Genomic DNA, 25901 nt, shown 5'->3' on the forward strand with positions numbered 1-25901 from the left:
CCCAACGGCCACCGCACGGGGGAGTGCAGCGCACATGGGCATTGGTAGCGGCATCTTTCTCATCGCGCTCGGCGCGATCATGACGTTCGCCATCCGGGCCGACGTCTGGTGGATCAACCTGCGCGCCGTCGGCTGGGTCTTCATCCTGGCCGGCCTGGCCGTGCTGCTCACCACGCTCTGGTTCTGGCAGGACCGGCGCAAGCGGGCGCGCACGCTCATCGTGGAGGAGAACCGGCTCTCCCACCCGACCGCGATGATGCCGCCGCCGCCCGATCCGCCGCCGCCCACCGCACCCCCGTCCTGACCGGCCGCCCCGCTGGACGACACCGGCCGCTGACCGGCCGCCGCGGGAAGACGTCACCAGAGCCGGGCTGCCCGGCGGGTGGGTCGGGTCAGCCGCGGGCGGTGTGCCGGTCGACGACCGGGGTGTCGCCCGGTGTCAACTCCGCCCACGGGGCTGCCGCCCGGTGCACCACCAGACCGGTGGTACGCAACCCTTCCCGGTCGGCCCCTTCCGGGTCGAGGAGCGCCGACAGCAGCGAGATGCCCGGGTTGTGGGCGACGAGCAGGACCGTGTGGGCCTCCGGCTCGACCATCCGCACCAGGTCGAGCAGGTCGCCCGGGTGCGCCTCGTACGCGGCGGCGGCGTACCGCACCACCGGTGCTGTCCCCGCCGGGCCACCCTCCGGCGGGACCCCGGTCATGCCCAGCGCCACGTCGTGCCAGGTCTGCCTGGTCCGGCGGGCCGCCGAGCAGATCACCACGTCGGGGAGGAGACCCTGCCCGGCCAGCCACGCCCCGGCGGCGGCGGCGTCGGCGTGCCCGCGTGCGGTCAGTCGCCGGTCTACGTCGGAGCCGCTCCCGGGCTGTTCGGCCTTGGCGTGCCGCAGCAGCACCAGTGTCCGTGTCTCGGCCTCGCCGTCCGTCATTCCCCCAGCTTGCCTGATTGACGCGAGTGTCGCCTGGGTATGTCAGTGGGGCCACTCGCTCATCGATGCCCTCGATGGCCGTGGCGGGTGGGTAACGCCAGCTGACAGCCAAGGAGGCGACGTCATGGGCATCGGTGCCAGCATCTTCCTCATCGCGGTGGGTGCGATCTTCGCGTTCGCCGTCGACGCCGACCTGGGATGGCTCAACCTCGACGTGGTGGGCTGGGTGCTGATGCTCGCCGGCCTCGTCGGGCTGCTGACCACCCTCTTCTTCTGGAACAGCCGTCGCCGGGCGGTGGTGACCACCGCCGTGCGTCAGGACCAGGTCGTCGCCGACCGGGTCGTGCCAGTGCAGGGCGGCCAGGTGGTACGCGAGGAGTACCGCGAGGCGCGCGGCCCGGGTTACCCGGTCTGACCGCACCGCACCACATGATCTCAGGGGCCCCGCAACGGCGCGGGGCCCCTGAACTGTTCCCTGCTCAGGCCGGCTCCGGCTTGCCGCGCGGCCGGAGCGACCGCCCCCGGACCGGCCGGAGACTAGTGATCAGGCGAAGAGGGCGAAGTAGATCGCGATGTGGTGACAGAGGGCGGCGAGCAGGGTGCAGGCGTGGAAGAACTCGTGGTGGCCGAAGACGGTGGGCCAGGGGTTGGGCCGCCGCAGCGCGTAGAAGACCGCGCCGATGCTGTACATCGCCCCACCGGCGGCGAGCAGCACCAGCACGGTGACCCCGCCCTGGCGCAGGATCTGCGGGAGGATCGCCACCGATACCCAGCCGAGGGCCAGGTAGAGCGGGGCGGAGACCCAGCGCGGAGCGTGCGGCCAGATCAGCTTGACGGCCACACCGGCCAACGCCCCACCCCAGACCAGGCCGAGCATCAGGGTGGCCATCCGCCGGTCGAGCAGCAGCACACAGAGCGGTGTGTAGGTGCCGGCGATGAACACGAAGATCATCGAGTGGTCCATCCGGCGCATGATCTGGTAGCCGCGCTCCGACCACACCCGGCGGTGGTAGAGGGCGCTGGTGCCGAAGAGGCCGCAGACGGTGACGCTGTAGATCAGGCAGCTGACCAGGGGCGCCCAGCCGGGACGGGTGGCCGCGACGGCGCAGAGCACGGTGCCGCAGACGAGCGCGACGAAGAACGCGTAGGTGTGCAGCCAGCCGCGCATCCGGGGCTTACCGATGTCGACAGGCTTGAGTCGAAGCGGTGCGGAGGTGGTCACGGAATCAGGTTACGGCACCGTAGGTTACTTCTAGGTAGTGCGACCCGTCACCAGACCTGTCGAGTCTAGCGACCCTGGACGGCACATCGATCGGGGAGTATGGCGGGATGCGCATCCGACCCGTGGGCCGGCACGCCCTCCTGCTCGACTGTGACGACCCCGGCCAGGTGGAACGGTGGCGGGCCGAGTTGTGGCGACGCCGCGCCGCCGGTGAGCTGGACGCCGCCGAGATCGTCCCGGCGGCCGGCACCGTCCTGCTCGACGGGGTGCCCGACCCGGAGTCGACGGCCACCCGGATCGCCGGCTGGACCCCCGACCCGGTCACCACCACAGCCGACGCCGGCACCGTCGACGTTCCCACCGTGTACGACGGTGAAGACCTGCCCCTGGTCGCCGCGCACTGGCGACTGACCGTGCCCCAGGTGGTGCAACGGCTGCGGGACACCGAGTTCCGGGTGGCGTTCTGCGGCTTCGCCCCCGGCTTCGGCTACCTGACCGGCCTCCCCCCGCAGTACGCGGTGCCCCGACTGCCCACCCCGCGCCCCCGGGTGCCCGCCGGCTCGGTGGCCCTGGCCGGCCCGTACGCGGGGATCTACCCGACCGCCTCGCCGGGTGGCTGGCTGCTGGTGGGGCGGACCACGCTCACCCTCTTCGACGTGGCCGCCGACCCACCGGCCACCCTCACCCCCGGCACCCGGGTCCGGCTGGTGACCCGGTGATCGAGGTGCGTCGGGCGGGACCGCGTACCACCGTGCAGGATCTGGGGCGGCCCGGGTGGGCGCATCTCGGCGTACCCCGGTCGGGGGCGCTGGATCCGGCGGCGCTGGCGCTGGCGAACCGGCTGGTCGGCAACCCGGCGGACGCCGCCGGTCTGGAGTTGACCCTCGGCGGCGGTGAGCTGCGGCTGACCCGGGCCGGCACGGTCGCGGTGACGGGGGCCGACGTCGAGATCCGGGTCGACGGCCGCCCCGGCGACGTGGGCCGGCCGTTGGCGGTGCCGGCGGGGGCGGTGCTGCGGATCGGGTCGCCCCGGCACGGGCTGCGCAACTGGCTGGCGGTCGACGGGGGGATCGCCGTCGACCCGGTGCTCGGCAGCCGGTCCACCGACACCCTCTCCGGCCTCGGCCCACCCCCGGTCGGCGACGGCGACCGGCTCCCGCTCGGCCCGCCGGCCGGGCCACCCGCCCCGGTGGACTTCACCGTCGGCCGGCCGGTGCCGGACGAGCTGTGGCTGACCCTGCGCCCCGGCCCACGCGCCGACTGGTTCACCGCCGACGCGCTGGCGTCGCTGCTCGGCACGGCGTACACGGTGAGTCCGGTGAGTGACCGGATCGGTGCGCGACTTGTCGGCGCGGCGCTGCCCCGCGCGGTGGCCGGGGAGCTGCCGAGTGAGGGCGTGGTGCTCGGCGCGGTGCAGGTGCCCGCCGACGGCCAGCCGTTGATCTTCCTGGCCGACCATCCGACCACCGGCGGCTACCCGGTGATCGGGGTGGTGGACGACGTGACCGGGCTCGCGCAGGCCCGACCGGGGACTACGGTGAGATTCCATGGACCTCAACGCTGACCTCGGCGAGGGATTCGGCATCTGGCGGCTCGGCGATGACGAGGCGCTGCTCGACCTGGTCACCTCCGCCAACGTGGCGTGCGGCTTCCACGGCGGCGACCCGTCGACCATGCGGCGGGTCTGCGCCGCCGCCGCCGAACGCGGCGTCGCCGTCGGCGCGCAGGTCGGCTACCGGGATCTGGCCGGCTTCGGCCGCCGGCACATCGCGTACGGCTTCGACGAGCTGCGTGACGAGGTGACCTACCAGCTGGGGGCGCTAGACGCGTTCTGCCGACCCCACCGCACCCGGGTCCGCTACCTCAAACCGCACGGCGCGCTCTACCACGCGGCGGCCACCGACGAGGTGCAGGCCGCCGCCCTGGTCGCGGCGGTCAGTGGGTATGACCACGAGCTGCCGATCCTCTGCGCGCCCGGCTCCACCCTCGCCCAGCTCGCCGTCGGCGCGGGCCTGCGGGCGGTCCCCGAAGGCTTCGCCGACCGGGGTTACCTGCCCAACGGGGCGCTGGTGCCGCGTACCGCGCCGGGCGCGCTGGTCACCGACCCGGAGGAGGTGGCCGTCCGGGCGGTCCGGATGGCCACCGAGCAGACGGTGGTGGCGGTCGACGGGACCGTCGTGCCGTGCCCGGTCGCGTCGATCTGCCTGCACGGGGACAGCCCCGGCGCGGTCGCGTCGGCCGCCCTGGTGCGGGCCGCGCTGATCGACGCCGGGGTCACCCTCACCCCGTTCGCCTGACCGTCCCCGGTGGCCCGGCGGCCTGATGGCCCGGCGGGTGGGTCAGTTAGGACCGTTCCCACCGCCGGGCCGTTGCCGGTCGCGGTCTGCTGCTGCGGCGGCGGGCGCTCAGGTGTCCAGGCCGCGCAGTACCAGCGGGACGCGGGTCGCGCCGTCGTCGACGACCCGCACCGGGACGCCCCAGTCCTGCCGGGTCAGGTGGCAGGCGGCATGCTCGACGTCGGCGTCGCAGGTGGCGGCCTGGGCGGTCACCTGGAGCACGCCCTGGGGTACGGCCGGGTCGATCACCAGCCGACGGGACAGCTCGGTGCCGGTGCCCGCCCCCTCGACCAGCAGCTCCGGCGGCGAGGCCGAGACGACCAGCCGGGTCGACGGCCCGTACGTCTCGTCCAGCTTCTGCCCCGGCGCCGGCGTGAAGATCACGTCCAGGGTCACCTCGCCGGCCGCGACGTCGGTGGGTTTGCGTTCCAGTCGGTGCCGGGGACCGTCCACGGTGTCCGCCCCGGCGGCGGTCAACGCGCCCGGGGCGAGCCGGGTCAACCGGTGCGCGGCCGACTCCACCACCAGCACCCCGCCGTCGGCGGTGAGCACCAGGTCGCTCGGCTCGGCCAGCCCCTCGGCCACCGTGGCGACCAGGCCGGTCGCCGGGTCGAAGCGGCGTACCGCGCCGTTGTAGGTGTCGGCGATCAGCACCGAACCGTCGGGCAGCGCGCACACCCCCAGCGGATGCTGGAGCAACGCCCGGTCGGCCGGCCCGTCCACGTGCCCGAAGTCGAACAGCCCCTGCCCGACGGCGGTGCCGAGCACGCCGTCCTGCACGTAGCGGATGGCGCTGGTCTCGCTGTCGGCCACCCACAGCCGCGCGCCGTCGGCCGAGACGGACAGGCTGGACGGCTGGGCCAGCCACGCCTCGGTCAGCGGCCCGTCGCGCAGCGCCTCGACGGTGGTGCCCGCCCACATGCCGGCGGTCCGCTTGATCGGGTCGAACCACCAGAGCTGGTGGATGCCGGCCATCGCCACGATGACCTTGTCGTCGTACCAGGCCAGGTCCCACGGGGAGGAGAGGTCGACGGAGCGCGCGTCGTGGGCGTGGTCGTCGACAGTGGAGCGCCACTGCCGGCCGGTGCCGGCGACCGTGGTCACCTCGCCGGTGTCGAGGCGTACGCCACGCAGCAGGTGGTTGACCGTGTCGGCGACCAGCAGGTCGTAGCCGGCGACCTCGGCGACGTGCGCGGGCAGCAGGCAGAGCCCCTGCGGCTCGGCGAAGCTGGCCGACGCGGCCGGCCCGTCGACCCGGCCCCGCTCGCCGGAGCCGATCCGCCGGACCGGCGTCTCGCCGTCGGGGGCCAGCTCCACGAGGCTGTGCCGGGCCGAGTCGGAGACCAGCAGGTTGCCGCCGTCGAGCAGCACGGCCTTGCCGGGGAAGCGCAGCGTCGTCTCCGGTGGCGTCGGCGGCACGTACGGCCCGTCGCCCCGGTGCAGGGTGCCCTTCGCCTCATGGGTGGCGATCAGGTCGTCGACCAACCGGATCAGCCCCTCGGCGTGGCCCTCGCCGGCCATCGTGGCGACCACGTAACCCTCCGGGTCGACCACCGCCAGGGTGGGCCACGCCTTCGCCGCGTACTGCTGCCACATGTCCAGCTCGGGGTCGTCGAGCACCGGGTGGTGCACGCCGTACCGCTCGACGGCGGCGGCCAGCGCGGCCGGGTCCTTCTCGTGCTCGAACTTCGGCGAGTGCACCCCGACGACGACCAGCACGTCGGCGTACTTCTCCTCAAGCGGGCGCAACTCGTCGAGCACGTGCAGACAGTTGATACAGCAGAAGGTCCAAAAATCGAGCAAAATGATCTTTCCCCGCAGGTCGGCGAGCTTCAGCTCCCGCCCACCGGTGTTCAACCAGCCCCGACCACGCAACTCTGGTGCCCGTACCCGTGCGCTCATGCCCCCATCGTGCCGCACCGCCTGCCGACGGGTCGCACGAAGGGCTCAGTGGTCGGGTGGCCGTGCCCAGGACAGGAAGCGGTCGGTGAGATTGTTCGACCGGCCGCTGTCGAGCTGGGTGAGGTGCTCCTCCGCCTCCCGTTGCAGCGCCGACAGCAGGGCCAGCAGAGCCGGCCGATCGTCGGCGAACGCGGCGCGCAGGGCGAGTTTCGCCTCCCCGCACGGCCACGGGTTCGCGTCGAGGCGGCACAGCCAGATCGGGCGCAGCGGCCGATGGGCGAGCCCGTCGAGCGGCGTCACGTCGACACCATCGAGCCGTGAGCTGCCGGCTTCCTTGCCGCCGACCTTCCTGCCGTCGGCTTCGCCGCTCCGGTTTTCGGTTTCGGGGTCGTCCGTTTCACCGCCGCCCGTGGTGCGGGTGGCCGAGGCGCTGCCGGAGGCGGGGAGGGGAGCCAACGCACCCCGGCGCGGCGGACGTACAGCTCGCGCCGTCGTCGGGCCAGGCCGTCCGGCCCCAGCTCGTACGCCTCGATCCAGGTCCAGCCGTCGTACGTGTGGCGGTCGGGCAGCTCACGGATCACCCGTACCGTGATCGGCCTGACGAACTGCGGGCTGACCTCGTGGGTCAGGTGGATCAGGTCGCCGCCCCTCAGTCTCGGTTCTTTCATCGTCCCGGCCCCCGGTTCCGGCTGTCCGTCCAGCGATCCGGCACGACGACGTTCGTCATCCGGCCCGGCCCCCGGTAGGGCGGAATGAACGGGCCGATCGGACCGGGGACGATCGGCGGCGCGGGCGGTGGTGGGGGCTGCGGGGCTGGTTTGGGGTGGGGCTTCGGAGCGGGTTTCGGCTGGTCGTCCTTCTTCACGGGACCTCCTACCCATCGGTGCTGGCTCGCCATGTCGCCGAGATAGCGGTATCGGTGCGAGCGGAAACCGCTATCTCGGCGACATGAAGTCGGTCTCCTGATCCCGACCCCCGCCGGTGGCCGGGTTGGTGACACTCCGGTGTGGAATCCGCTACTCTCGGCGGCGAAGTGTGATGGCGGTGACCTGGTCGATCGATCACGACCACAGATCAAGCAGACCATTCCTGGTGACGTGATCGAACGGTCACCGATCGGCAGTGACTCGTATCCACTAGGCATCGACTAGGCATTTCCGCAGTCGACGACACGCCACCGAGGGGGACATGCCGGCTCGTGCCAGGGACGCGACACCGAACCTCGCCCTCTACAACCTCCGTGACAGGGGCGGGCAGACACAGCAGGATGTGGCCGACGCACTCAACCGGCTGGGCGTGCCGCGTGGAAAGAGATTGGCGATCACTGCCAACCAGGTCAGCAGGTGGGAGCGAGGTGTCACGTACCCGTCTGCGCTGTATCGGCAACTCCTCGCCGAGCACTTCGGCGTCTCGGTGCAAACGCTCGGGTTGACGCGTCAGCGCATCACCCCAGATCAGGCCGTATCCTCCGCGTTGGACTCGGGAGGCTTGGTCATTCAGCATGGGTCGGATGCGACAGTGCATCCTCAGGTCGAAGCCAATCAGGACGAATGGCGAGCCGTCCGACGGAAGTTGAACGGCCACCGGGTGCCGCTGGCACGAGAGGCTGCCCGGCTGTACGGCAGCGAGCACCGGCTTGGTGACACGGGCCTGATCACGGCATCGGGCTGGCTACCCCCTGCCCCGATTGAGCTGAGTGAGTTCGGTATCGCATTCTCGCCGGCATCGTCGCCGCCGCTGGTAACGGGCACCGAGGACGCGGCGGCCCCCGTTCGCCCGCTGATCTCACCGGATCGCAGACACCAGCGTTACAGTCTCGCGCTCCGCGACGTCGAGCAGCCGCAGCTCTTCGAGAACCGGCTGGCCTGGCACCTCACCGGGGTCGACTGGCTCCGCACGGACCGCGCGTTGACCTTCACCGAGGGGACCTACTTCGGTGGTGTCGACGTCTCCGAGGCTCTGGCCCACGAGATGGCTGCCTCCCACATCACCGGCGACGGCAGCGGGATCCTGCCCGCATCATGGCGCAATCTGGCGTTCCGCCGGCTGGTGGGTGACCCGTTCGCGTCGGATCACCGGCCAGTAGTGCCGTCGTCCGTCGACACGCTGACGTTGCGGGCCGACCCCGACGGGGTGACCTTCGTGCTGCACCACCGGGCGGTGGGCAAGGTGGCGATGGCGGGTGGAACCCTGCACATCATGCCCGCCGGTGTCTTCCAACCGTCGAGCGTCCTGCCGGCGGCGCAGGCCGACGATTTCGACCTGTGGCGCAACATCGTCCGGGAGTACAGCGAAGAGTTCCTCGGCAACGCCGAGCACGGTGGCGAGGGTGCACCGGCCGACTATCACGCCGAGCCGTTGGCGTCGCTCGTCGAGGCGTACCAGGCCGGTGGTGTTCGGGTCTTCTGCCTGGGCGTGGCATTGGACGCCCTCACCCTGTGGGGAGAGATCCTGACCGTCGCGGTGTTCGACGGTCCCACGTACGACCGGCTCTTTGCCGACATGGTCACCTTCAACGCTGAGGGCACGGTGGTCACGACGGGCCGGCTCAAGCCGACATCGGCGCTGCCGTTCACCCGCCACACCATCGACGAGATCACCAGCGGCGGGCAGCTCGCGCCGGCTGCCGCTGGCTGTATCCAGCTTGCCTGGGAACACCGCCGGACGATCCTGGGAAGGGATTGACGTGCACGTATTGGTTACCGGTGGGCTGGGTTTCCTCGGGCACGCCGTCGCTCTCGACCTGCTCGCCGCCGGCCATCGGGTCACCGTGCTGAGCCGGGGGCGTACCGACCGTAAGCCGGCACCGGGTGCCGACCTGGTGACCGGCGACCTCCGCGACCGCGCCGGGATCGCGGCGGTCGTTCGGACCGGGTCTTACGACGGTGTCGTGCACCTGGCCGCGCTCACCAGCGGACGCGACTCGCTTGCCAACCCGCTGACCTACTTCAACGTCAATGCCACCGGCACGCTCCACCTGCTGATGGCGTTGGATTCGGTACGCGACCGGGCGGCCCCGGCGTCGTTCGTGCTCGCCTCTACCAACATCGTGTACGGGTCACAGCGCAGCGGCACGCTGTCGGAAGACCTGGAGGTGCACCCGGAGAGCCCGTACGGCGCGTCGAAGGTCGCGGCGGAGCAGATGGTGGCCGGGTATGCCGCGACCGGCGCGTTCGGGGCGATGACTGTGCGCCCGTTCAACGTCGCCGGGGCGGTCGACGGGATCGCCGACACCGACCCGGTGCGGCTTATCCCAAACGTCTTCCGCGCGATGACCGGCCAAATCGACTACCTCACCCTCAACGGCGACGGCTCAGCTGTACGGGACTTCGTGCACATCGCCGACGTCGCCACCGGCATCCGCCTCGCCCTTGACGCGTGTACACCCGGCACCCACCATGTCCTCAACCTGGCCTCCGGGGTCGGAACGAGCATGGCCGGGGTGATCGCCGCCGCCGAGCAGGTCACCGGCCGGTCCGTGGCGGTGCGGCAACGGCCCCCGAAGCCGGAGCCGTCACACCTGGTGGGGGAGATTAGCAGGGCGCGGGCGCTTCTCGGCTGGGAACCGGCCTGCTCCGGCCTGACTCGGATGATCACGGACGGTTGGACAGCCTGGCAACGCCTCGGCTGAGCCCGGCTGACGAACCTTGTGATTGCTGTCGTCAAATACGCCTCGGGTGCGGATCTGACCCGATGTGAACGCTCTCCCCTTCAGGGCCGAGCTGAGGTCTCCGACCTGCTCATTATTCGGTGCTCGGTAGGGCGACCTCTATATAGGCCCGTAAGGTCTCATATGCCTCGTCCCAGGCTGGCACCCTCCCTGATGTGGGACCACTGCACGCTCTCACCAGCTCCGACAGGACATCGGATACGAGTTCCGGACGACGTCGCGAAAGATCAATCAGCGCGCCTTTAGCCTGCTGCCGTATGTCGGCTTCATTATGCCTCAATAGTAGTATAAAAACCCTTTGGAGCTTGCCGGTAGGTGGAGCCTGACACAGCGCTCTTACGGCTTTGGTTCCTATAAACCCAAACTCGGTGGTGGCGAGGGTGGTCAGGGCGGTGATGACGGGTGGGGTGAGTGCTCCGCCGTCGGCCAGCGCGGATCCCGCGTGGATGCGGATGTGCGGGTCGGTGGTGGTGGTGGCGAGGGTGGTCAGGGCGGTGATGACGGGTGGGGTGAGTGCTCCGCCGATGGCCAGCGCGGATCCCGCGCCGATGCGGATGTGCGGGTCGGTGGTGGTGGTGGCGAGGGTGGTCAGGGCGGTGATGACGGGTGGGGTGAGTGCTCCGCCGTCGGCCAGCGCGGATCCCGCGCCGATGCGGATGTGCGGGCTGGTGGTGGTGGTGGCGAGGGTGGTCAGGGCGGTGATGACGGGTGGGGTGAGTGCTCCGCCGTCGGCCAGCGCGGATCCCGCGCCGATGCGGATGTGCGGGTCGGTGGTGGTGGTGGCGAGGGCGGTCAGGGCGGTGATGACGGGTGGGGTGAGTGCTCCGCCGTCGGCCAGCGTCGATACTGCGCCGATGCGGAGGTCCCGGTCGGTGGTGGTGGCGAGGGTGGTCAGGGCGGTGATGACGGGTGGGGTGAGTGCTCCGCCGTCGGCCAGCGCGGATCCCGCGCCGATGCGGATGTGCGGGTCGGTGGTGGTGGTGGCGAGGGTGGTCAGGGCGGTGATGACGGGTGGGGTGAGTGCTCCGCCGATGGCCAGCGCCGATCCCGCGCGGATGCGGATGCGCGGGTCGGTGGCGGTGGCGGCGAGAGTGACCAGTGTGGCGGTGATGGCTGGGGGCAGCGGGCCCAGTCGCGCGGCGATGCCAGCCAGTCCGCACCAAATCTGGTGGTTGGCGGAGGTGAGTTTGGTGGCCTGGCTTTCCAGGGCAGCATGGAATCGATCAGCGGCCTTGGTGCCGCTCAACGCCGCTAACCGTGCCGATAGGGCGCTCCGATATGCGGCGAAACGGCACCTGCTGTGCTTCTGGTCCAGCCACTCGTCGATTGCCTGGTTGATCACCGCGTCGATGGTCGCGGTCTTCAGGGGTGTGTCGTCGGCGAGGACCCGGAGCATGAACAGGAAGTCCCGGCCCAGCAGTTCCTCGTACGGGCTCGGGTTGCCCTCGGCCGGATAGATCGCCTTCGCCACCACGTCGTCGATCTGTTCGACGTAGTCGGTGCCGATCAGGCCGAGCGCGAGCAGGATCGGCTCCTCGTAGCGGGGGTCGTGCAACCGGCGGCGGATTTCGCTGATCCGGTCGGTGGCCGAGCCACGGAACGCCAGCGCCCGGCCGGCGTAGTACTCCTCGAAGGTCAGGTGGGCGAAGCCGTACCGGCCGGGAGCACGCTCGACCAGCAGGCCGGTGTGCGTGTCGGCCTTGTCGACGAAGTCGAGCACCCCCAGCCCGGCCTCGGTGCGGAGAGGGTCGGCGGCCTCCAGCACCCGCGGATCCCACCCGGTGCCCTGGTGCGCCGCCCACAACGGACCGAGCACTTCAAGTAGCTCTGCCCGGGTGGCGGCGCCCTCCGGGCGGTGCTCGTGCATCCACCAGCCCAGCTCGGTCAGCCACCGGGTGAGGATCCGCTCGTCGGGCAGGTCGGCCTCGGCGACCCCCTGGGCGCTGCGCCAGGTGCGGCCGAGCGCGTTGCACACCTCCACGTACGCCTCGACCCGCCGGTGCGGGAGCCGGCCGCTGGCCCGGTGCACCAGCACCAGCGCGGTCAACAGCAGCGGGTTGGCGGCGAGCCGGCGTACCCCGGCGTTGGTCGTGAGGGCCTGTTCGATCGCGGTGGCCTCGCGTGCGCCGGCCAGTCGGGTCGCCTCGGCGGACCGGCCCGGGGTCTCGGCGCGTTCGACCTCGCGGCAGTAGACGTCGAGGAACCGGGTGATCGTCGGGTCGTCCATGTCCTGGAGCCGCACCGCGCGGAACGGCTCCGGCAGCGGGGCGGCCTGATAGCCGGCGATTCGGCTGGTCACCACGAACCGGTTGCCCTGCCGGGCGTGAGCGGTTACGAAGTTGACCACCGCCGTGACCACGCCCCGGCGCAGCTCCGCCGAGGCGATCTCGTCCAGGCCGTCCAGCAGCACCAGGCAGCGGCCGGCGTCGAGTTGGCGGCGCAGCAGGTCGGTCAGGCCCGGCAGGGTGCACTCGGCGCGGCGGAGCTGGCGGGGCAGGAACTTGCCGATGCCCCCCTCGGGGAACCCCTGGCGGGCGTACTCGCCGATGCGGAGGTAGACCGGGAACAGCGCGTCCCGGCCCTGGACCTGCTCGCCGCTGATTAGCGCTCGGGCGTGGGTCAGGGCGAGGTAGCGCAGCAGAGTGGTCTTACCCGTTCCCGGATCGCCCAGGACCAGTAACTGGGCGGCGTCGCGGGCCGCATCGAGGACCGGCTGCCTTGCCGGCTGTTCGGTCTCGGCGGCGAACCGGTGGCCGTACTGCGTCTGCAATCGGTCGAGGGCGGCCTCGAAGCCGGTGTGGTCCAGCTCCTCCGCGGCCACCAGGGCGGCCAGCCGCTCCCGCTCCCGCTCGAACCAGGCCCGCGCCCGATCGCCGGGATTGCGGTCCCGCCGCGCCTGTAAGCCGACGAACACCTCGCCCAACGGAAGCTGCACGGTGGTGTTCCGGACCACCCCGACGGTACGCAGGTAGCGGTGCTGGTCGATCAGCCAGCGCAGGTAGGCGACCCGGTCGTCGTCGGTGGCGTCGACCGCGCCCAGGCGCTCGGCGATGCGGGTGGTCGCCTGGGCGGTCGACGCGGCATCGGAGCGGCCGAGCATCCCCTGGAGGGCCGCCTCGCGGCGTACCTCGGCGTCCAACCCGTCGAGCAGGGCCTTGAACGCGGGCCGCAGCAGGCCGATCCGGTCGAACCGCTCGTCGTCGGAGGCGGCCGGGCCCAGCGAGTCGACGGCCCGTTCCGCCAGCCGCACCGGCGAGGTCGGCACACCGGGGACGAGCACCTTCGACAACTCGGGAGCGCCCTCGTGCACCCAGAAGCCGTCGTTGACGTCGAACTCGGCCAGCCGGTCACCGTACGACCTGTTCAGTTCGGTGAGGGCGCGGCACAACGCCCGTTCCAGGGCCTTGCGTTCCGGGTCTCCCCACACGCGGGCCTTGACGCCCTTGGCGGCGGCGGTGCCGATCTCCTTGCCGAGCTGCGCCAGGATCGACTTTGCCAGCGCCGTGGCCAGCGCGACAGGGTCCATGGCCGGCAAGTGTAGGCGTCACCGACCACAAGAGAGGGTCACATAGCCGACCGGCTCCCGGTCGGCACGCACGTCGATACCCGGCCGGACCGGGCATCGCGACCCGGACGTCGGTCGGGACGGTCGACGCGCCGGCCCGCCGCGTCAGCGGGTCAGGTCGACGGTGACGGTGACCCGGCCCCGGTCGTCCCGGCGGGCCACCGCGTGCCCGGCCCGGTCGACCCCGTCGAGGTTCAGTGAGATCGGGCCGCCCTCGCCCAGGAAGTTCCGCCACCACTGCTTGGCGTCGGGCATCGCGACCTGGATGACCACCGTGTCACCGGTCTGTCGGTAGGCGACCGGGGTGCTGAACGTCCGCCCGGAACGGCGACCGGTGTAGGTGACCACGACCAGGTGCCGCCGGAGGAACCGCCCCCAGCGGGGCGACGACCGCAGCGCCATGACCCGGGTGTTGAACGACCGTGCCAATCCCGAGGGAAACGATCCTCGTTGACCCATCCGGGCCTCCGTCGTCGATGTGAGAGCTCCACGCCGACCGTAACACCGACCGGTCCCCCGGAACGTGAGGGAGAACCACGATTGCCGGCCAGGACCGGGGGGAGTGACACCGGCGTACACCGATATGCCTGTCAGTCATATTTATGCCTGTCAGGCATACCGCTCTCCATGCACGGTGTGGGTCGCCGGCGCCGCGCCCGGAGGGGCGAGGCGCAGGTCGCCGCCGCGCCCGGAAGGGCGGTGGGTCGCCACCGCCACCGCCCACCGCCACCGCCACCGCCCACCGCCACCGCCACCGCCCACCGCCACCGCCACCGCCCACCGCCACCGCCACCGCCCACCGCCACCGCCACGGCCACCGCCGGAGGGCCGGCGGTCAGGACGGGGGACGGCGGTCACGCCGGAGGGGCGGCGGGCACGGCGGAGCCGCGCGGGAGGGTCCGACCCTGCTCGCGCGGCCCCGGACGGGACGGTCAGCAGCGACCGACCATCGTCTTGACGTCGTAGGTGGTGTTGACCCAGGTGTCGGCCACGTAGCCGGTCACGCCCGTCGCCGGGTTGGTGATCCGGTCCCAGGTGGACGACGGCCAGTAGCCGCCGCTGACGTACTCGCCGAAGGTGTAGCAGGCGATGTTCACCGTAGCGCCGTAGTTGACGGAGCCGGCGATACCGTAGGTGGTGCCGGGCCCGGTGCGGATGTTGAGCGACGGGTTGGCCAGGATCGTCCCGGTCACGCCGACCGGCGGGTTGCCGCCGCCGAGGCGGGCCACGGCGGCCTGCGCGGCGGACAGATAGCCGGCGTACGCCCCGTTGTTGTACGTCGACCAGGGCTGCCAGTTGCTGCCGCCGCTGGAGATGCTGTAGGCGGCGTTGGCGTTGCACTGGGCGTTGTACGCGCAGCTGTCGGTGACGGTGGGGTGGTAACAGTTGTTGATCTGCCACAGCCCTCGGTCCAGCGAACCGTTCGAGCAGCCGCTGGTGGGGCCATTGCTGCCGACCGCCGACGGGTTGCAGGAGGACTCGGCCATCGCCACGGCCACGGCCGTGACCAGCGGGTTGTTCCGGAACCCGGCGGCGTACGCCACCTGGGCACACAGGTCGATGCCGACCGCGTTGACGCCCACCCGGTTCGCCTTCGCACCGGTGGCGGGGCCACCGACGCTGGCCGGCTTGGCCTGGTCGGCCGGGCGGGACGCTGCCTTGGTCTGGTCGGCCGGGCGGGGGGCCGGCGCGGCCTGGGCGGCCGGGCCGGTGGTGGCGGATGCGGCGGTGGCGGGGGTGGGCATGGCGCTGACGCCGACGACGGCGACCAGCGTCAGGCCGAGGGCCAGACGCAGGGCACGTCGGGCCGCGGGGGCGGCAAGGGGGAGACGCATCGTGATCCTTTCGGCGGACGACCGGAGGGGAGCCGGGCCGGGTGGGGGCGTCAGCGCCCGGTCCACTCCGGGTCGGCGTAGGACCAGCCGAGGTACGGCGCACCGGGCCAGCTCTGCGAGACGCGGCGGACGGTGGCCGCCGAGGTGATGTAGTTGCCGTTGCCCTCGGAGAGCATCACGTGGCCGTAGTACCCGTTGATCGACGCGGCGGCGTAGAAGACCAGCGCGCCGGCCGGCGGGGTGCCCGTGGTGCGGATCATGCCGCGCGACAGCAGCGAGTTGTAGTGCACGATCGCCGACGCGTAGCCGCTGGCCGCCCGACCGTAGGCGTGCCCGACGAAGTTGTCGCACCAGCCGTCCCACTGGTGGTTGGAGTCACCCAGGTCCCCGTTGGTGTACGCCTGGCCGATCACCGAGCGGGCCCACGCCATGGCGCGGTCCTCCCGGGTGCCGGTGGGTGGCGGGGTGGTGGAGCACTCCGGCTCACCGGCGAGGTACTGGTTGAACCCCGGCGTGTTGGTGTAGTAGTCGCTGATCCAACCGCTGGCCGGGGAGCTGATCCGGTGCCAGACGGTGTTGCCGGAGATGTTGCGCCCGCGTACCGCGCACTCGGCGACGAACCCGGTGCCGTCGCCCAGGAGCGCCACCGAGCCGGCGTTCGCGTCGTACGGGCTGGTGCGGACCATCAGGCCGGCGCCGCCCGTGCCGGCGACGCTGTAACCGGAGATGCCGGCGAACGACGGTGCGGCCGTGCCCACCAGGACCACCGCCGTGACGGCGCAGGCGGTGAGGATCCGCCCCACGAGTCGCGGCAGTCCCCGGCGGGGCACTGCGCCGGTGGCATTCGTACCGTTCGGCTGGTACACGCGGTTCTCCTTGTCGAGAGTTCGGCACCGCCCCGGAATCGGCGCGGTGGGCCCGTCGGACGGTGGCTCGCGCGGTCCGGTATCCCCGGGGTGAACGCGATTTCGAGCCGTTCGGATGCGTGCCGGGGCCGACACTCCCCGTGAGATCATATTCAGCGGCACCTATCCGGCGGGTGGCTGCTCCGGGGTCGATCCTGTCCTGACGCCCGCCTGTAAAGCACTGGCATGACACACGTTGACACCAGGGTTTACACGCAGGGGAGGGCCCATGACGGGGCGAAGTGGACGACTTGACGGCCAGGTTCCCGCCGACGCCGGGGACCACGACGACAACGGCCGGAATCATGCGGGCGTTGCCCGGGACCACGACGGCGAGGGCGGCGGACACGACGGCGAGGGCGGGGATCACGACGGCGAGAGCCGGCACCGCGAATTCGTCGCTGACCTGGCCCGGCTCCGGCGCGAGGCCGGGCAACCGTCGCTCCGGAAGATGTCCGCGACCGCGCACTACTCGCACACCGCGCTGGCGGGTGTGCTGTCCGGGGCCCGCCTGCCGTCGCTGGAGCTGACCATGGCGTTCGTCCGGGCCTGCGGCGGTGACGAGGCGGCCTGGCGGGCCCGCTGGCACCGGGAGGCCGGCTCGGGGCCGCCGCAACCGGGCTCGCAGCCGGCGGGGTCGCAGCCGGCGGGGTCGGAGCCGGCGGGGTTGCAGCAGCCGGGGTCGCAGCCGGCGGGGTCGGAGCCGGCGGGGTTGCAGCAGCCGGGGGTCTCGACACCGCGACGGCCGGTGACGCGACGGCCGGCGGTGCCCCGGTGGGCGCTGGCCGCGACGGCAGGGCTGACCGTGCTCCTCGCCGGCTCGATCGTGCCGCTGCTGGTCGACGCGCGCTCCCACCCGAACCGGCAGGCCGAGCGACCCGTGGACACGTCGCTCCCGGCACCCGCCGCCGCTCCTCCGACCGACGGGGCCGACCCGCAGGAGGAACGCTGCCAGGTCGACGCGGTCAGCGCGGAAACCGTCCCGGTCCCGGACCCCGACCCGAAACAGCCGCCCTACGGGAGCCTGACGCTGCGCTACTCGCCGCGCTGCCGGGCCGCCTGGCCGCTGTTCGTCTCCACCGAGCGGGTCCCGACCGGGGCGACAGTCCGGCTGTCGGCCACCCGCCCGTCCGACGGGGCGGTCACCCGGTTCGACTACCCGTTCATGGTCAAGCGCCAGGTGTACAGCGTGTTCGGCAACGTCCTGCGGACCACCCCGGGGTGCGTGTCCGTCACCGTCGACATCACCGCGGCGGACAACCGCAGCGTGCTGGCGAGCGCGCGGACCCCCTGCGTACGACCCGACGCCCGGACATGACACCGCCCTCCGCGCCGGGCGCGGAGGGCGGTGCTGGCTCGTCGGTCAGACGTGCTGGGTCTCGGTCGTCGAGGGGTGCAGCTCGGCGGTGGTCTCCGTGACGAACCGGCCGGTGCTCGCGCTGCGGTGGACCTCCTGGTCCCCGCCGCCACCGACCTGCTCGGTGGTGGTGTGCCGGGGGTCCCGCTCGGTGGTGCTCTCCTTGACGAACCGGCCGCTGCGAGCGCTGCGGTCGACCTCGTTCTCGTTGCCTGCCATGGGGGTTACCTCCTCGGGCCACGTCACTGTGCCCCATAGACTGCCCAGCCCACAGCGCCCGAAACACCGACGGCGGGGCACGGTCCACCGTGCCCCGCCGTCGGTACGCCGTTACTGGCCGGCCGGCTTCAGGCAGAGCACCCGGTCGACCCCGCCGCCCGGCAGCACCACGTGCGGCTGGGTCGGATCGGTGCACTTCTCCTTGGCGTCCACCTTGGACACCACCGTGAAGGCACCCGGTTCGTTGCAGCCCGCCGCGCTCGCGTTCTCACCGGACTGCTTGACGCAGGAGCCGACGGCCGGGTTGAAGGGAGCCGGCCCGTCGTCCGAGCCGATCTTGCCGAGGAGCATCAGCAGGCCCAACGGGACGGCCAGGATCAGCACCGCCACGATCAGCACCAGGGCGAGCACCCGTCCGTTGCGTACCTTCGGGGCGGGCTGCTCGGCCTTCTGCTCCGGCTCCGGGTCCGGCTTGAACGCGTCGAAACGCCCCTGCTCCGATTCCGCCGGCCAACTGGCGGTACCGGACTGCTGACCAGCCGGTGCGGACTGCTGACCGGCGGCCGGGAACTGCTGACCGGCGGGCGGGAACGGGGAGGCGTACCCGCCGTGCGCGGGGTCGTGCGCCGGGTGGCCGTAGCCCGGCACGGGTGCGGCACCGGCCGGTGCGCCGCTGGTCGGGCCGGCACCGTACGGCTCGGCCGGCCGGTCCGTCGGCCCGTGCGGGCGGGTGCCGTTCATCGGCCGGTTGCTGCCGGCCGGGTCGGCGAAGGCCGGGATGCCGCCACCGAACGCGGGCGGGGCGGCCGGCGGCGCGGACGAGGGCGCGTCGGCACCGAAACCGTGCGCCCGGTCCTGACCGTCGAACCGGGACCGCTCCGGACCGTCGAACCGGGTCCGGTCCTGGTCGTCGAAGCGGGGGCGTTCCGGCTCGTCGAACCGGGGCTGCTCGGCACCGTCGAACCGGCTGCGGTCCTGGTCGGCGAAGCGGGGGTCGTGCTCGGGCCGGTGGTCGTCGTGCTCCGGGGTCTCCTCCGCAGGCTCCGGGCGGGCCGGTCGCCCGTACACCCGGGGCTGCGGAACCGCCGGACCACCCGGACGGGCCCCCTGGTCGCTGGGGGGGACGACCCGGCTGGCCATGGGTACCGAGGCGCTGGCGGAGGCCCGGCCGACAGCACCGGCCTCCCCGGCGTCGGCGGCCGGCACCTGGGCGCGACCGGCGCCGGCGCTCTCGGCCTCGGGGGCGAGTCGCTGGGCGGGCAGTGCCGGACCGGCCGACAACTGCGGCTGCTCCGGCGCACCCCAGGCCGCTGCCTCACGGCCGTGCGGCGACTGCTCGGCGGGCCCACCGAACGCGGCCGGCGGGACGTAGTCGGCGGGCGGCGCGGCGGCCAGGCTCGCCCCGGGGACGCGCTGCTCCTGCGGCGGGAGCGGCACCGCGTTGGCCGGTGAGATGCCGGGGGCCGGCCCTGGCTGGTAGATCGGCTGGTCCTCGTTGCGCCGGGGCTCCCACGCCCCCTCGGCGGGCTGGCCGGCGGGCTCGGGGTGGCCCCACGCCTGCCCGGGCGCCCACGGCTCGGCGTCCGGCACGACCGGGCGCTCGACACCCGTCCGCTGTGGCGGGTGGTGGTCACCGGCGGCACCGCCCCAGGCGGGGGGGCCGTCGGGTGCGGACACCGACGCGGACGCCCGCCCCGGCAACTCCGGGGGCGTCCAGGCCCCGGGCTCCGGGCGGTCCTCCCGGGAGGGTACGGCGGCGGCACCCCGGGTGCCGGCCTGTGGTGCCGGCCACTCCTGGCCCGGTGCCGGGTCGTCCTGTTCGGTGCGGGGCGGGGCCCCGGCGGGCCAGGCATCGAGGGCGGGCTGCTCGCGGCGGCCCTCCCAGCGGGCCGTGGCGGGCTCTTCCGGTGCCCCCCACGACGGCTGCCGGTCCTCCTGCGACCCGTTCGACCAGTCACCGGGACGACCGGCGTCGTCCGGTCCGGACCGGTTGGCGGACCAGCCGCCGGAGCGGGCCGGATCGTCCTCGGTGGACCAGCCCTCGGCACCCGGTGCGGTGCCCGGCGACGCGTGGCCGCCCGGGTGTCCACCGGTCTCCGGCTGCGGCCACCCCGCCTGGTTCGTGGGCTCCGGCTGGGCCGGTACGGGCACCGAGGCCCGACCGGCGGAGCGGTGCGCCTCGTCGGGGTGCGCCGGAGCACTGGTCGCCCAGCCGCCGGAGTTGCCCGGCCCGTCCTGCGGGTCGGCCGGCCAGCCACCCCGCGCCGGATCGGCCCCGGCCCGGTCCTCGGCCGGCCAGCCGTTACCCCGGGCGGCGTCGCCCGGCCAGCCGTTGGTGCCCGCCGCCTCGTCCCGCTGTGGTGCGGGCGCGGTACCCCAGCCGTTGGTGCCGGGGGCTGCTTCCTGCTGCGCGGCCTCCTGGCCCGCCCAGCCGGCGGGCGAGGTCGGGGCCGGATCGGCCGGAGTGGACCAGCCACCGCCCGCCGGCTTGTCGGGCTGCGGCACCCGGGCGGCACCCCGGGCACCGGCGTCGGACTGCGCCCAGGCCGGGGCGGGCTGCTCGGACTGCGCCCACGCGGGCTGCGGAGTGGACTCGGCGTTTCCGGCGGCCGGTGCGGGCGCGGTTGCCCAGGCGGGCTGCTCCGGCTGTCCGGCCCAGGCGGGCTGCGACGGGCCGGCCGGTGGGGTCCACGCCTCGGTGGGCGGTGACTGCCGGGCCGGCGGGGCCCACGCCTCGGTGGGTTCGGACTGTTGCGGAGCCTGCGCGCCACCCCAGGCCGCCGGTGGGGCGGGGGGTGTCCAGGACGGACCGGTCGGGTTGGCCCGGCCGGTGGGGGGTGGTGGCGCCCAGCCGAGGTCGGGCGTGGCGGGGGTGCCGTACCCGGGGTCCTGCTGCGGCTGTCGGTCGCCGTACGGCACCGGTCCGCCGGAGCCCGGCGGCACCTCGTCCGGCTCCTGGCCGGGGCGGTGCTGGCCCTCGGACGTCATGGGTGCGCCTCCTCCATCACATGTCGGCCGCCGATGCCGTCCGTCCGGTCGGCCGTGTCGCCGGTGCCCGGCGGGTCGGCCGTGCGGGCTCCCCGCACGGTATCCGGTTCGCGCGCGTGGCACCCAGGGAGCACCGGCCGTCACTCCACGTCACCGGGCGGTGTCGATCGGCATCCATCGGGCGCGATCGGTGCCCAGGTCGGCGGTTGGCGACCGGAACCACCGTACCGGGCGTCATGGCGAGGGGGAATCCCGGTCTCAGGGGGTTGAGAACGCCGACGACCCGCCCGGGGCCCGGGCGGGTCGTCGATCTGGAGGAGGGGGAGAAAAGTCGGTGTGGCGTCAGCTCAGGTGACGCTGGGCGATCGCGAGGATCTCCTCGCGGACCGCGGGCGAGTTGGCGGAGCGCAGCGCGTGCTCGATGGCACGGGCCCGACGGGTGGCGTCACGACGGGTGCGGATTCGCTCGATCATGCTCATGGTGTCTTTCCTTCGGCTATTCGGTTGTCGGCCCCTTGATGACTCCATTGAACACCCGCCGGCCGCCGATTGCCATCGATTATTAGGTGAGCTGCAACACGGGCCTAAGGATCGTAGGTCAGGGGGCGATCTGGGCCACTGTTTCTTCCCCCAACGGCCACGGCCGGTGTGCCGGGTGTTCACCCTGGGCACACCGGCCGTGGCCGGAACGTCACCGGTCTCAGGTCCAGGCGAGCAACGCCGCCTCCGGGTCGGCGAGGAAGTCCCCGATGTCGCGCAGGAACTTCGAACCCAACTCGCCGTCGATGATCCGGTGGTCGAAGGAGAGCCCCAGGGTGGTCACCTGGCGTGGCTTGACCTTGCCCTTGTGCACCCACGGCATCTCGCGGACCGCACCGAAGGCCAGGATCGCCGACTCACCCGGAGGCAGGATCGGGGTGCCGGTGTCCACCCCGAACACCCCCACGTTGGTGATCGTCAGGGTGCCGCCGGACATGTCCGCCGGAGAGGTCCTCCCCGCCTTGGCCGTCTGCACCAGACCCGTCATCGCATCCGCCAGCTCACGCAGCGTGAGTCGACCGGCGTCCTTGATGTTCGGCACGATCAGGCCACGTTCGGTGGCCGCCGCGATACCGAGGTTGACGTACTCCTTGACGACGATCTCGTCACCGGCCCAGGTCGAATTGACCATCGGGTGCCGCCGGACCGCCAGCAGCACCGCCTTGGCGACCAGCAGCAACGGCGAGACCCGGACGTCCCGCCACTCCCGCCGCCCGCGCAGCCGGTCCAGCGCCTTCATCGCCCGGGTCACGTCCACGGTCAGGAACTCCGTGACGTGCGGTGCGGTGAACGCCGAGCGGGACATGTTCTCGGCGGTGAGCCGACGTACCCCCTTGACCGGGATGCGCTGCTCGCGGTCCGCGCCGAAGCTCGCGGCCGAGGTGGCCGGCGACGTCGCCGCCAGCGGCTCGGCCACCGCCGTGCTCCCGTCCACCGCCCGCTGTACGTCCGCACGGGTGATCGACCCGAGCGGACCCGACCCGGTCACCGTGGCCAGGTCGACCCCGAGGTCCTTGGCGAACTTGCGCACCGGCGGCTTCGCCAGCACCGGGCCGGCGACCCGGCCGTTGCCGTTCACCGTCGGCGCGACCGGCGCCGCAGCGACCGGCGCCGCAGCGACCGGAGCCGCAGCCACCGGCGCGACCGGAGCCGGCGTCGTGACCTGGGCCGGCCCGGTCGGCCGGGGGCTGGTGTCAGGTTGCCGGGGCGGGCCGTCCCTGCGCTGCCGACGCTTGGCCGGCGCGTTGCGCGGGCCGTAACCGACCAGCACGGCGGTACGCCCACCCGGGGCGACCCCACCGATCAGACCCGGCTCGACCATGCCCTCGGCGGGCGCGACCTGCACCGCCGCCAACGAAGCGGCCGACGGGGTGGGCAGGTCCGCCGACGCGGCGGCGGTCGTCGACTCCGGCACCGGCCCGGCACCCGGGTCGGTGTCGATCGCGATGATCGGGGTGCCGACCTCGACCGTGCTCCCCTCCGGGTGGAAGATCGACCGCACCTCACCGGCCCACTTCGCCGGGATCTCCACGGCCGCCTTGGCCGTCTCCACCTCGACGATCGGCTGGTTCAGCTCGATGACGTCGCCCACCTTGACCAGCCAGGCGAGGATCTCCCCCTCGGTCAGACCCTCACCCAGGTCGGGCAGGTTGAACTCCTTGATCCGGGACATCGCGCTCACCAGCCGAAGGTGCGGTCGACGGCGTCGAGCACCCGGTCGAGGTCGGGCAGGTACTCCTCCTCCACCCGGCTGGCCGGGTAGGGGGTGTCGAAACCGGTGACCCGCAGCACCGGCGACTCCAGGGAGTAGAAACACTCCTCGGTGACCCGGGCCGCGATCTCCGAGCCCAGCCCCAGGTTGCCCGGGGCCTCGTGGACGACCACGCACCGGCCGGTGCGCCGCACCGACTCGTAGACGGCGGTCAGGTCCAGCGGCGAGAGCGTACGCAGGTCGACGACCTCCAGCTCCCGGCCGTCCTCGGCGGCGGCGGTCGCCGCGTCCAGCGCGGTACGCACCATTGGCCCGTACGCCAACACGGTCGCGTCGGTGCCCGGCCGCACCACCCGGGCGGAGTGCAGCGGGTACGCCCCGGACAACGGGGCGTCCAGGTCGACCGGACCCTTCTCCCAGTAGCGCCGCTTCGGCTCCAGGAAGACGATCGGGTCGTCCGAGGCGATCGCCTGCTGGATCATCACGTACGCGTCCTGCGGATTGGCGCAGGTCACCACCTTCAGCCCGGCGGTGTGCGCGAAGTACGCCTCCGGCGACTCGGAGTGGTGCTCCACCGCGCCGATGCCCCCGCCGTAGGGGATCCGGATCACCATCGGGATGGTGACCTTGCCCTGCGAGCGGTAGTGCATCTTGGCCACCTGCGACACGATCTGGTCGTACGCCGGGTAGACGAAGCCGTCGAACTGGATCTCGCAGATCGGCCGGAAACCCCTGATGGCCAGGCCGACGGCGGTGCCGATGATGCCGGACTCGGCCAGCGGGGTGTCGATCACCCGCTGGTCGCCGAAGTCCTTCTGCAACCCGTCGGTGATCCGGAAGACGCCGCCGAGCTTGCCGACGTCCTCGCCCATGATGACGACCTTCGGGTCGTTCTCCAGGGCCCGGCGCAGACCGGTGTTGAGGGCCTTGCCGAGGGTGAGCGTCTCCGTGGCCATCAGTGCGCGCTCCCCTCGAACGACTCCAGGTAGGTGCTGAACCGGGCCCGCTGGGCGTCCAACTCGGGCGAGCCGTGCGGGTAGACGTGGTCGAACATCGACACCGGGGCCGGGTCGGGCAGTTCGAGCACCCGTTCGCGCAGGTGCACCGCCTCGGCACGGGCCTGCTCGTCGACCTCGGCGAAGAACGCGTCGTCGGCGATCTGCTGCTTGTCGAGGAACGCCTTCATCCGGGCGATCGGGTCCTTGGCCTGCCAGGCCTCGACCTCACTGGCGATCCGGTAACGGGTCGGGTCGTCCGAGGTGGTGTGCGCGCCCATCCGGTAGGTGTACGCCTCGATCAGGCTGGGGCCCTGGCCGAGCCGGGCGTTGTCCAGCGCATGCCGGGTCACCGCGTACGACGCGAGCACGTCGTTGCCGTCGACCCGGACACCGGGGAAGCCGAAACCGCCGGCCCGCCGGTAGAGCGGCACCCGGGTCTGGCGTTCCAGCGGCTCGGAGATGGCGTACTGGTTGTTCTGGCAGAAGAAGACCAGCGGGGCGTTGAAGACGCTGGCCCAGACGAACGCCTCGTTGACGTCGCCCTGACTGGTGGCGCCGTCGCCGAAGTAGGCGATCACCGCCTCGCCGTCCTCGGTGCCGGTCTTGCCGTCCATGTGGACGCCCATCGCGTACCCGGTCGCGTGCAGGGTCTGCGCCCCGATGACGATCGTGTACATGTTGAACTTGAACTCGTTCGGGTCCCAGCCGCCCTGGTCGACGCCACGGAACAGGCCGAGCGGCATGATCGGGTCGATGCCCCGGCAGTAGAGGACGCCGTGCTCCCGGTAGGTCGGGAAGGCCATGTCCTGGCTGCGCAGAGCCCGTCCGGAGCCGACCTGGGCCGCCTCCTGACCGAGCAGCGAGGCCCACAGGCCCAGCTCGCCCTGCCGCTGCAACGCGGTCGCCTCGGCGTCGAGCTTGCGGACCAGCACGAGGTCGCGGTAGAGGCCGCGGTACTCCTCGTCGGTGAAGTCGACGCGGTACTCGGTGCCGTCCGGGCCGGTCGCGCTCTCGATCCGCTCCCCGGTGGGGGTGAGCAGCTGTACGAGTTCCGGCTCAGCGGTCGCGGCGGCTCGCCGGGACCGGGGTGCGGCTCGCCGGCCGCGGCTGGAGACCGCAGGGTCGCCCTTTGCCATCCGTCTCTCCCTGTCGTGTCTGTGCCCGAGCCGGGGGGTCACCCGTCCGCGCACAACGTGCGCCGGCCCGGCTGTTGCCGGACTGGTTCCTGGCGGCCGTGCCTAGCCCCGGTGGGGGTTGCCGCACGACCTGAGCCGGATCCATGGGTCGAACCCGGTTCGGGAGCGTCGGCGAGCAGCCATGCCTGCCACGGGGTACGCGGAGGTGCGGCTGCGTTGCCGTCGTGCCTGAATGATTGCAGAGGAGGTGAGCGGCCCCACAGTATGGCCCTCCCGCCGGTGGCGACATGTCCGCTTGGTGACCCGTGGACTTTTTTGTCGCCGCGCCGGCCGCGCTGCGCCTGCGCCGCCCCGCGCCGCGCCGCCCCGCGCCGCGCCGCCCCGCGCCGCGCCGTGCCGGCCGCGCTGCCGGCGGGCGATCGTCGCCGGACCGGCCGGGTGACGGACTTTTTGTGTGTCGACACGCTGTGGTGCCTGGTGAACTGGGCGTCACTGGGTCAAGCTGACCGGTATTGGTGGGCGTTTGGCGCATAATGTCCGTTCTGATCCGTGCTGCCCACCGGCGAACACGTCCAGGTCGACGAGGGA

Annotated in this window: 23 protein-coding genes; 8 read left to right on the forward strand and 15 right to left on the reverse strand. The window is 72.6% G+C overall.

Annotation, left to right across the window (positions count from 1 at the left end):
* Positions 1-34 precede the first annotated feature (34 nt).
* Positions 35-304, forward strand: coding sequence for a DUF6458 family protein (locus JQN83_RS01920; RefSeq protein WP_091253403.1), 270 nt, complete (start codon positions 35-37; stop codon positions 302-304).
* An 88-nt stretch (positions 305-392) separates the two neighbouring features.
* On the opposite strand, the gene JQN83_RS01925 is transcribed toward JQN83_RS01920, so the two are convergent.
* Positions 393-929: a SixA phosphatase family protein gene (locus JQN83_RS01925; RefSeq protein ID WP_208565264.1), complete on the reverse strand. Its 537-nt coding sequence runs from the start codon at positions 927-929 to the stop codon at positions 393-395.
* Positions 930-1053: 124 nt separating this feature from the next.
* On the opposite strand from JQN83_RS01925, the gene JQN83_RS01930 reads away from it, so the two are divergent.
* The gene (locus tag JQN83_RS01930; protein ID WP_208565265.1) at positions 1054-1344 is read left to right on the forward strand and encodes a DUF6458 family protein; all 291 of its coding nucleotides are present in this window, start codon (positions 1054-1056) and stop codon (positions 1342-1344) included.
* 129 nt (positions 1345-1473) lie between these two features.
* On the opposite strand, the gene trhA is transcribed toward JQN83_RS01930, so the two are convergent.
* Positions 1474-2151 carry a PAQR family membrane homeostasis protein TrhA gene (trhA, locus tag JQN83_RS01935; RefSeq protein ID WP_208565266.1) on the reverse strand — a complete coding sequence of 226 codons (678 nt, stop codon included), beginning with the start codon at positions 2149-2151 and terminating at the stop codon, positions 1474-1476.
* Positions 2152-2258: 107 nt separating this feature from the next.
* Between trhA and JQN83_RS01940 the strand changes: the two genes are divergently transcribed.
* From JQN83_RS01940 to JQN83_RS01950, 3 genes are read left to right on the forward strand one after another with little or no spacing between them, the layout of a single operon-like run.
* Positions 2259-2870, forward strand: coding sequence for a 5-oxoprolinase subunit B family protein (locus JQN83_RS01940; protein WP_208565267.1), 612 nt, complete (start codon positions 2259-2261; stop codon positions 2868-2870).
* Positions 2867-3715: a 5-oxoprolinase subunit C family protein gene (locus JQN83_RS01945; RefSeq protein ID WP_307798951.1), complete on the forward strand. Its 849-nt coding sequence runs from the start codon at positions 2867-2869 to the stop codon at positions 3713-3715. Before JQN83_RS01940 ends, JQN83_RS01945 begins: the two co-directional genes overlap by 4 nt.
* Complete coding sequence (locus tag JQN83_RS01950) at positions 3699-4448, forward strand: LamB/YcsF family protein (RefSeq protein ID WP_208565268.1); 750 nt, start codon at positions 3699-3701, stop codon at positions 4446-4448. Before JQN83_RS01945 ends, JQN83_RS01950 begins: the two co-directional genes overlap by 17 nt.
* A gap of 108 nt (positions 4449-4556) precedes the next feature.
* Here JQN83_RS01950 and JQN83_RS01955 read toward each other — a convergent pair whose 3' ends face one another.
* Genes JQN83_RS01955 through JQN83_RS32710 form a run of 3 tightly spaced genes read right to left on the reverse strand, consistent with a single transcriptional unit; the run spans position 4557 to position 7057 of the window.
* Positions 4557-6389, reverse strand: a complete 1833-nt coding sequence (locus JQN83_RS01955) for an NHL domain-containing thioredoxin family protein (protein ID WP_208565269.1) — start codon at positions 6387-6389, stop codon at positions 4557-4559.
* 45 nt (positions 6390-6434) lie between these two features.
* Positions 6435-6689: a flavin reductase gene (locus JQN83_RS01960; RefSeq protein WP_208565270.1), complete on the reverse strand. Its 255-nt coding sequence runs from the start codon at positions 6687-6689 to the stop codon at positions 6435-6437.
* Entirely contained in the window at positions 6686-7057 is a 372-nt protein-coding gene (locus JQN83_RS32710; protein WP_244251554.1) for a hypothetical protein, read from the reverse strand. The genes JQN83_RS01960 and JQN83_RS32710 overlap by 4 nt, the downstream gene beginning before the upstream one ends.
* A gap of 520 nt (positions 7058-7577) precedes the next feature.
* On the opposite strand from JQN83_RS32710, the gene JQN83_RS01970 reads away from it, so the two are divergent.
* Both JQN83_RS01970 and JQN83_RS01975 read left to right on the forward strand, forming a co-directional pair.
* Positions 7578-9074 (forward strand): helix-turn-helix domain-containing protein, encoded by a 1497-nt coding sequence (locus JQN83_RS01970; protein WP_208565271.1) that lies wholly within the window; start codon positions 7578-7580, stop codon positions 9072-9074.
* Between the two features lies 1 nt (position 9075).
* Complete coding sequence (locus tag JQN83_RS01975) at positions 9076-10020, forward strand: NAD-dependent epimerase/dehydratase family protein (protein WP_208565272.1); 945 nt, start codon at positions 9076-9078, stop codon at positions 10018-10020.
* A 112-nt stretch (positions 10021-10132) separates the two neighbouring features.
* Here the strand turns inward: JQN83_RS01975 and JQN83_RS01980 are convergent, their stop codons facing one another.
* From JQN83_RS01980 to JQN83_RS01995, 4 genes are all read right to left on the reverse strand, one after another.
* Positions 10133-13585, reverse strand: coding sequence for an NACHT domain-containing protein (locus JQN83_RS01980; protein WP_208565273.1), 3453 nt, complete (start codon positions 13583-13585; stop codon positions 10133-10135).
* Positions 13586-13729: 144 nt separating this feature from the next.
* On the reverse strand, positions 13730-14026 hold the full coding sequence (locus JQN83_RS01985) for a nitroreductase/quinone reductase family protein (RefSeq protein WP_244251555.1): 297 nt from the start codon (positions 14024-14026) through the stop codon (positions 13730-13732).
* 530 nt (positions 14027-14556) lie between these two features.
* Positions 14557-15459 (reverse strand): transglycosylase SLT domain-containing protein, encoded by a 903-nt coding sequence (locus JQN83_RS01990; protein ID WP_208565274.1) that lies wholly within the window; start codon positions 15457-15459, stop codon positions 14557-14559.
* A 50-nt stretch (positions 15460-15509) separates the two neighbouring features.
* Positions 15510-16325, reverse strand: coding sequence for a hypothetical protein (locus JQN83_RS01995; protein ID WP_208565275.1), 816 nt, complete (start codon positions 16323-16325; stop codon positions 15510-15512).
* A 268-nt stretch (positions 16326-16593) separates the two neighbouring features.
* Here JQN83_RS01995 and JQN83_RS02000 point away from each other — a divergent pair, with 268 nt between their 5' ends.
* Positions 16594-17682: a DUF2690 domain-containing protein gene (locus JQN83_RS02000; RefSeq protein ID WP_208565276.1), complete on the forward strand. Its 1089-nt coding sequence runs from the start codon at positions 16594-16596 to the stop codon at positions 17680-17682.
* A gap of 45 nt (positions 17683-17727) precedes the next feature.
* Here the strand turns inward: JQN83_RS02000 and JQN83_RS02005 are convergent, their stop codons facing one another.
* The 6 genes from JQN83_RS02005 to pdhA form a co-directional block, all read right to left on the reverse strand.
* Positions 17728-17940 carry a hypothetical protein gene (locus JQN83_RS02005; protein WP_208565277.1) on the reverse strand — a complete coding sequence of 71 codons (213 nt, stop codon included), beginning with the start codon at positions 17938-17940 and terminating at the stop codon, positions 17728-17730.
* A gap of 111 nt (positions 17941-18051) precedes the next feature.
* Positions 18052-20928: an LppU/SCO3897 family protein gene (locus JQN83_RS02010; protein ID WP_208565278.1), complete on the reverse strand. Its 2877-nt coding sequence runs from the start codon at positions 20926-20928 to the stop codon at positions 18052-18054.
* 342 nt (positions 20929-21270) lie between these two features.
* Entirely contained in the window at positions 21271-21408 is a 138-nt protein-coding gene (locus JQN83_RS02015; protein WP_208565279.1) for a hypothetical protein, read from the reverse strand.
* A 220-nt stretch (positions 21409-21628) separates the two neighbouring features.
* Positions 21629-23140 carry a dihydrolipoamide acetyltransferase family protein gene (locus tag JQN83_RS02020; protein ID WP_208565808.1) on the reverse strand — a complete coding sequence of 504 codons (1512 nt, stop codon included), beginning with the start codon at positions 23138-23140 and terminating at the stop codon, positions 21629-21631.
* Between the two features lie 5 nt (positions 23141-23145).
* Positions 23146-24135: an alpha-ketoacid dehydrogenase subunit beta gene (locus JQN83_RS02025; RefSeq protein ID WP_208565280.1), complete on the reverse strand. Its 990-nt coding sequence runs from the start codon at positions 24133-24135 to the stop codon at positions 23146-23148.
* Positions 24135-25313, reverse strand: a complete 1179-nt coding sequence (gene pdhA / locus JQN83_RS02030) for a pyruvate dehydrogenase (acetyl-transferring) E1 component subunit alpha (RefSeq protein ID WP_208565281.1) — start codon at positions 25311-25313, stop codon at positions 24135-24137. Before pdhA ends, JQN83_RS02025 begins: the two co-directional genes overlap by 1 nt.
* Positions 25314-25901: the final 588 nt, after the last annotated feature.

Source organism: Micromonospora antibiotica, from assembly GCF_017599305.1.
Lineage (GTDB): Bacteria > Actinomycetota > Actinomycetes > Mycobacteriales > Micromonosporaceae > Micromonospora > Micromonospora antibiotica.

What these genes read in the sequence shown, in the direction of transcription:
- JQN83_RS02015 (WP_208565279.1), bottom strand. Translation starts at nt 21,408, where the DNA reads ATGAGCATGATCGAGCGAATCCGCACCCGTCGTGACGCCACCCGTCGG.
- JQN83_RS02000 (WP_208565276.1), top strand. Translation starts at nt 16,594, where the DNA reads ATGACGGGGCGAAGTGGACGACTTGACGGCCAGGTTCCCGCCGACGCC.
- JQN83_RS01940 (WP_208565267.1), top strand. Translation starts at nt 2,259, where the DNA reads ATGCGCATCCGACCCGTGGGCCGGCACGCCCTCCTGCTCGACTGTGAC.
- JQN83_RS01925 (WP_208565264.1), bottom strand. Translation starts at nt 929, where the DNA reads ATGACGGACGGCGAGGCCGAGACACGGACACTGGTGCTGCTGCGGCAC.
- JQN83_RS01980 (WP_208565273.1), bottom strand. Translation starts at nt 13,585, where the DNA reads ATGGACCCTGTCGCGCTGGCCACGGCGCTGGCAAAGTCGATCCTGGCG.
- JQN83_RS01950 (WP_208565268.1), top strand. Translation starts at nt 3,699, where the DNA reads ATGGACCTCAACGCTGACCTCGGCGAGGGATTCGGCATCTGGCGGCTC.
- JQN83_RS32710 (WP_244251554.1), bottom strand. Translation starts at nt 7,057, where the DNA reads ATGAAAGAACCGAGACTGAGGGGCGGCGACCTGATCCACCTGACCCAC.
- JQN83_RS02005 (WP_208565277.1), bottom strand. Translation starts at nt 17,940, where the DNA reads ATGGCAGGCAACGAGAACGAGGTCGACCGCAGCGCTCGCAGCGGCCGG.
- JQN83_RS02025 (WP_208565280.1), bottom strand. Translation starts at nt 24,135, where the DNA reads ATGGCCACGGAGACGCTCACCCTCGGCAAGGCCCTCAACACCGGTCTG.
- JQN83_RS01955 (WP_208565269.1), bottom strand. Translation starts at nt 6,389, where the DNA reads ATGAGCGCACGGGTACGGGCACCAGAGTTGCGTGGTCGGGGCTGGTTG.
- pdhA (WP_208565281.1), bottom strand. Translation starts at nt 25,313, where the DNA reads ATGGCAAAGGGCGACCCTGCGGTCTCCAGCCGCGGCCGGCGAGCCGCA.
- JQN83_RS01930 (WP_208565265.1), top strand. Translation starts at nt 1,054, where the DNA reads ATGGGCATCGGTGCCAGCATCTTCCTCATCGCGGTGGGTGCGATCTTC.
- JQN83_RS01985 (WP_244251555.1), bottom strand. Translation starts at nt 14,026, where the DNA reads ATGGCGCTGCGGTCGTCGCCCCGCTGGGGGCGGTTCCTCCGGCGGCAC.
- JQN83_RS01920 (WP_091253403.1), top strand. Translation starts at nt 35, where the DNA reads ATGGGCATTGGTAGCGGCATCTTTCTCATCGCGCTCGGCGCGATCATG.
- JQN83_RS01990 (WP_208565274.1), bottom strand. Translation starts at nt 15,459, where the DNA reads ATGCGTCTCCCCCTTGCCGCCCCCGCGGCCCGACGTGCCCTGCGTCTG.
- JQN83_RS02010 (WP_208565278.1), bottom strand. Translation starts at nt 20,928, where the DNA reads ATGACGTCCGAGGGCCAGCACCGCCCCGGCCAGGAGCCGGACGAGGTG.
- JQN83_RS01970 (WP_208565271.1), top strand. Translation starts at nt 7,578, where the DNA reads ATGCCGGCTCGTGCCAGGGACGCGACACCGAACCTCGCCCTCTACAAC.
- JQN83_RS02020 (WP_208565808.1), bottom strand. Translation starts at nt 23,140, where the DNA reads ATGTCCCGGATCAAGGAGTTCAACCTGCCCGACCTGGGTGAGGGTCTG.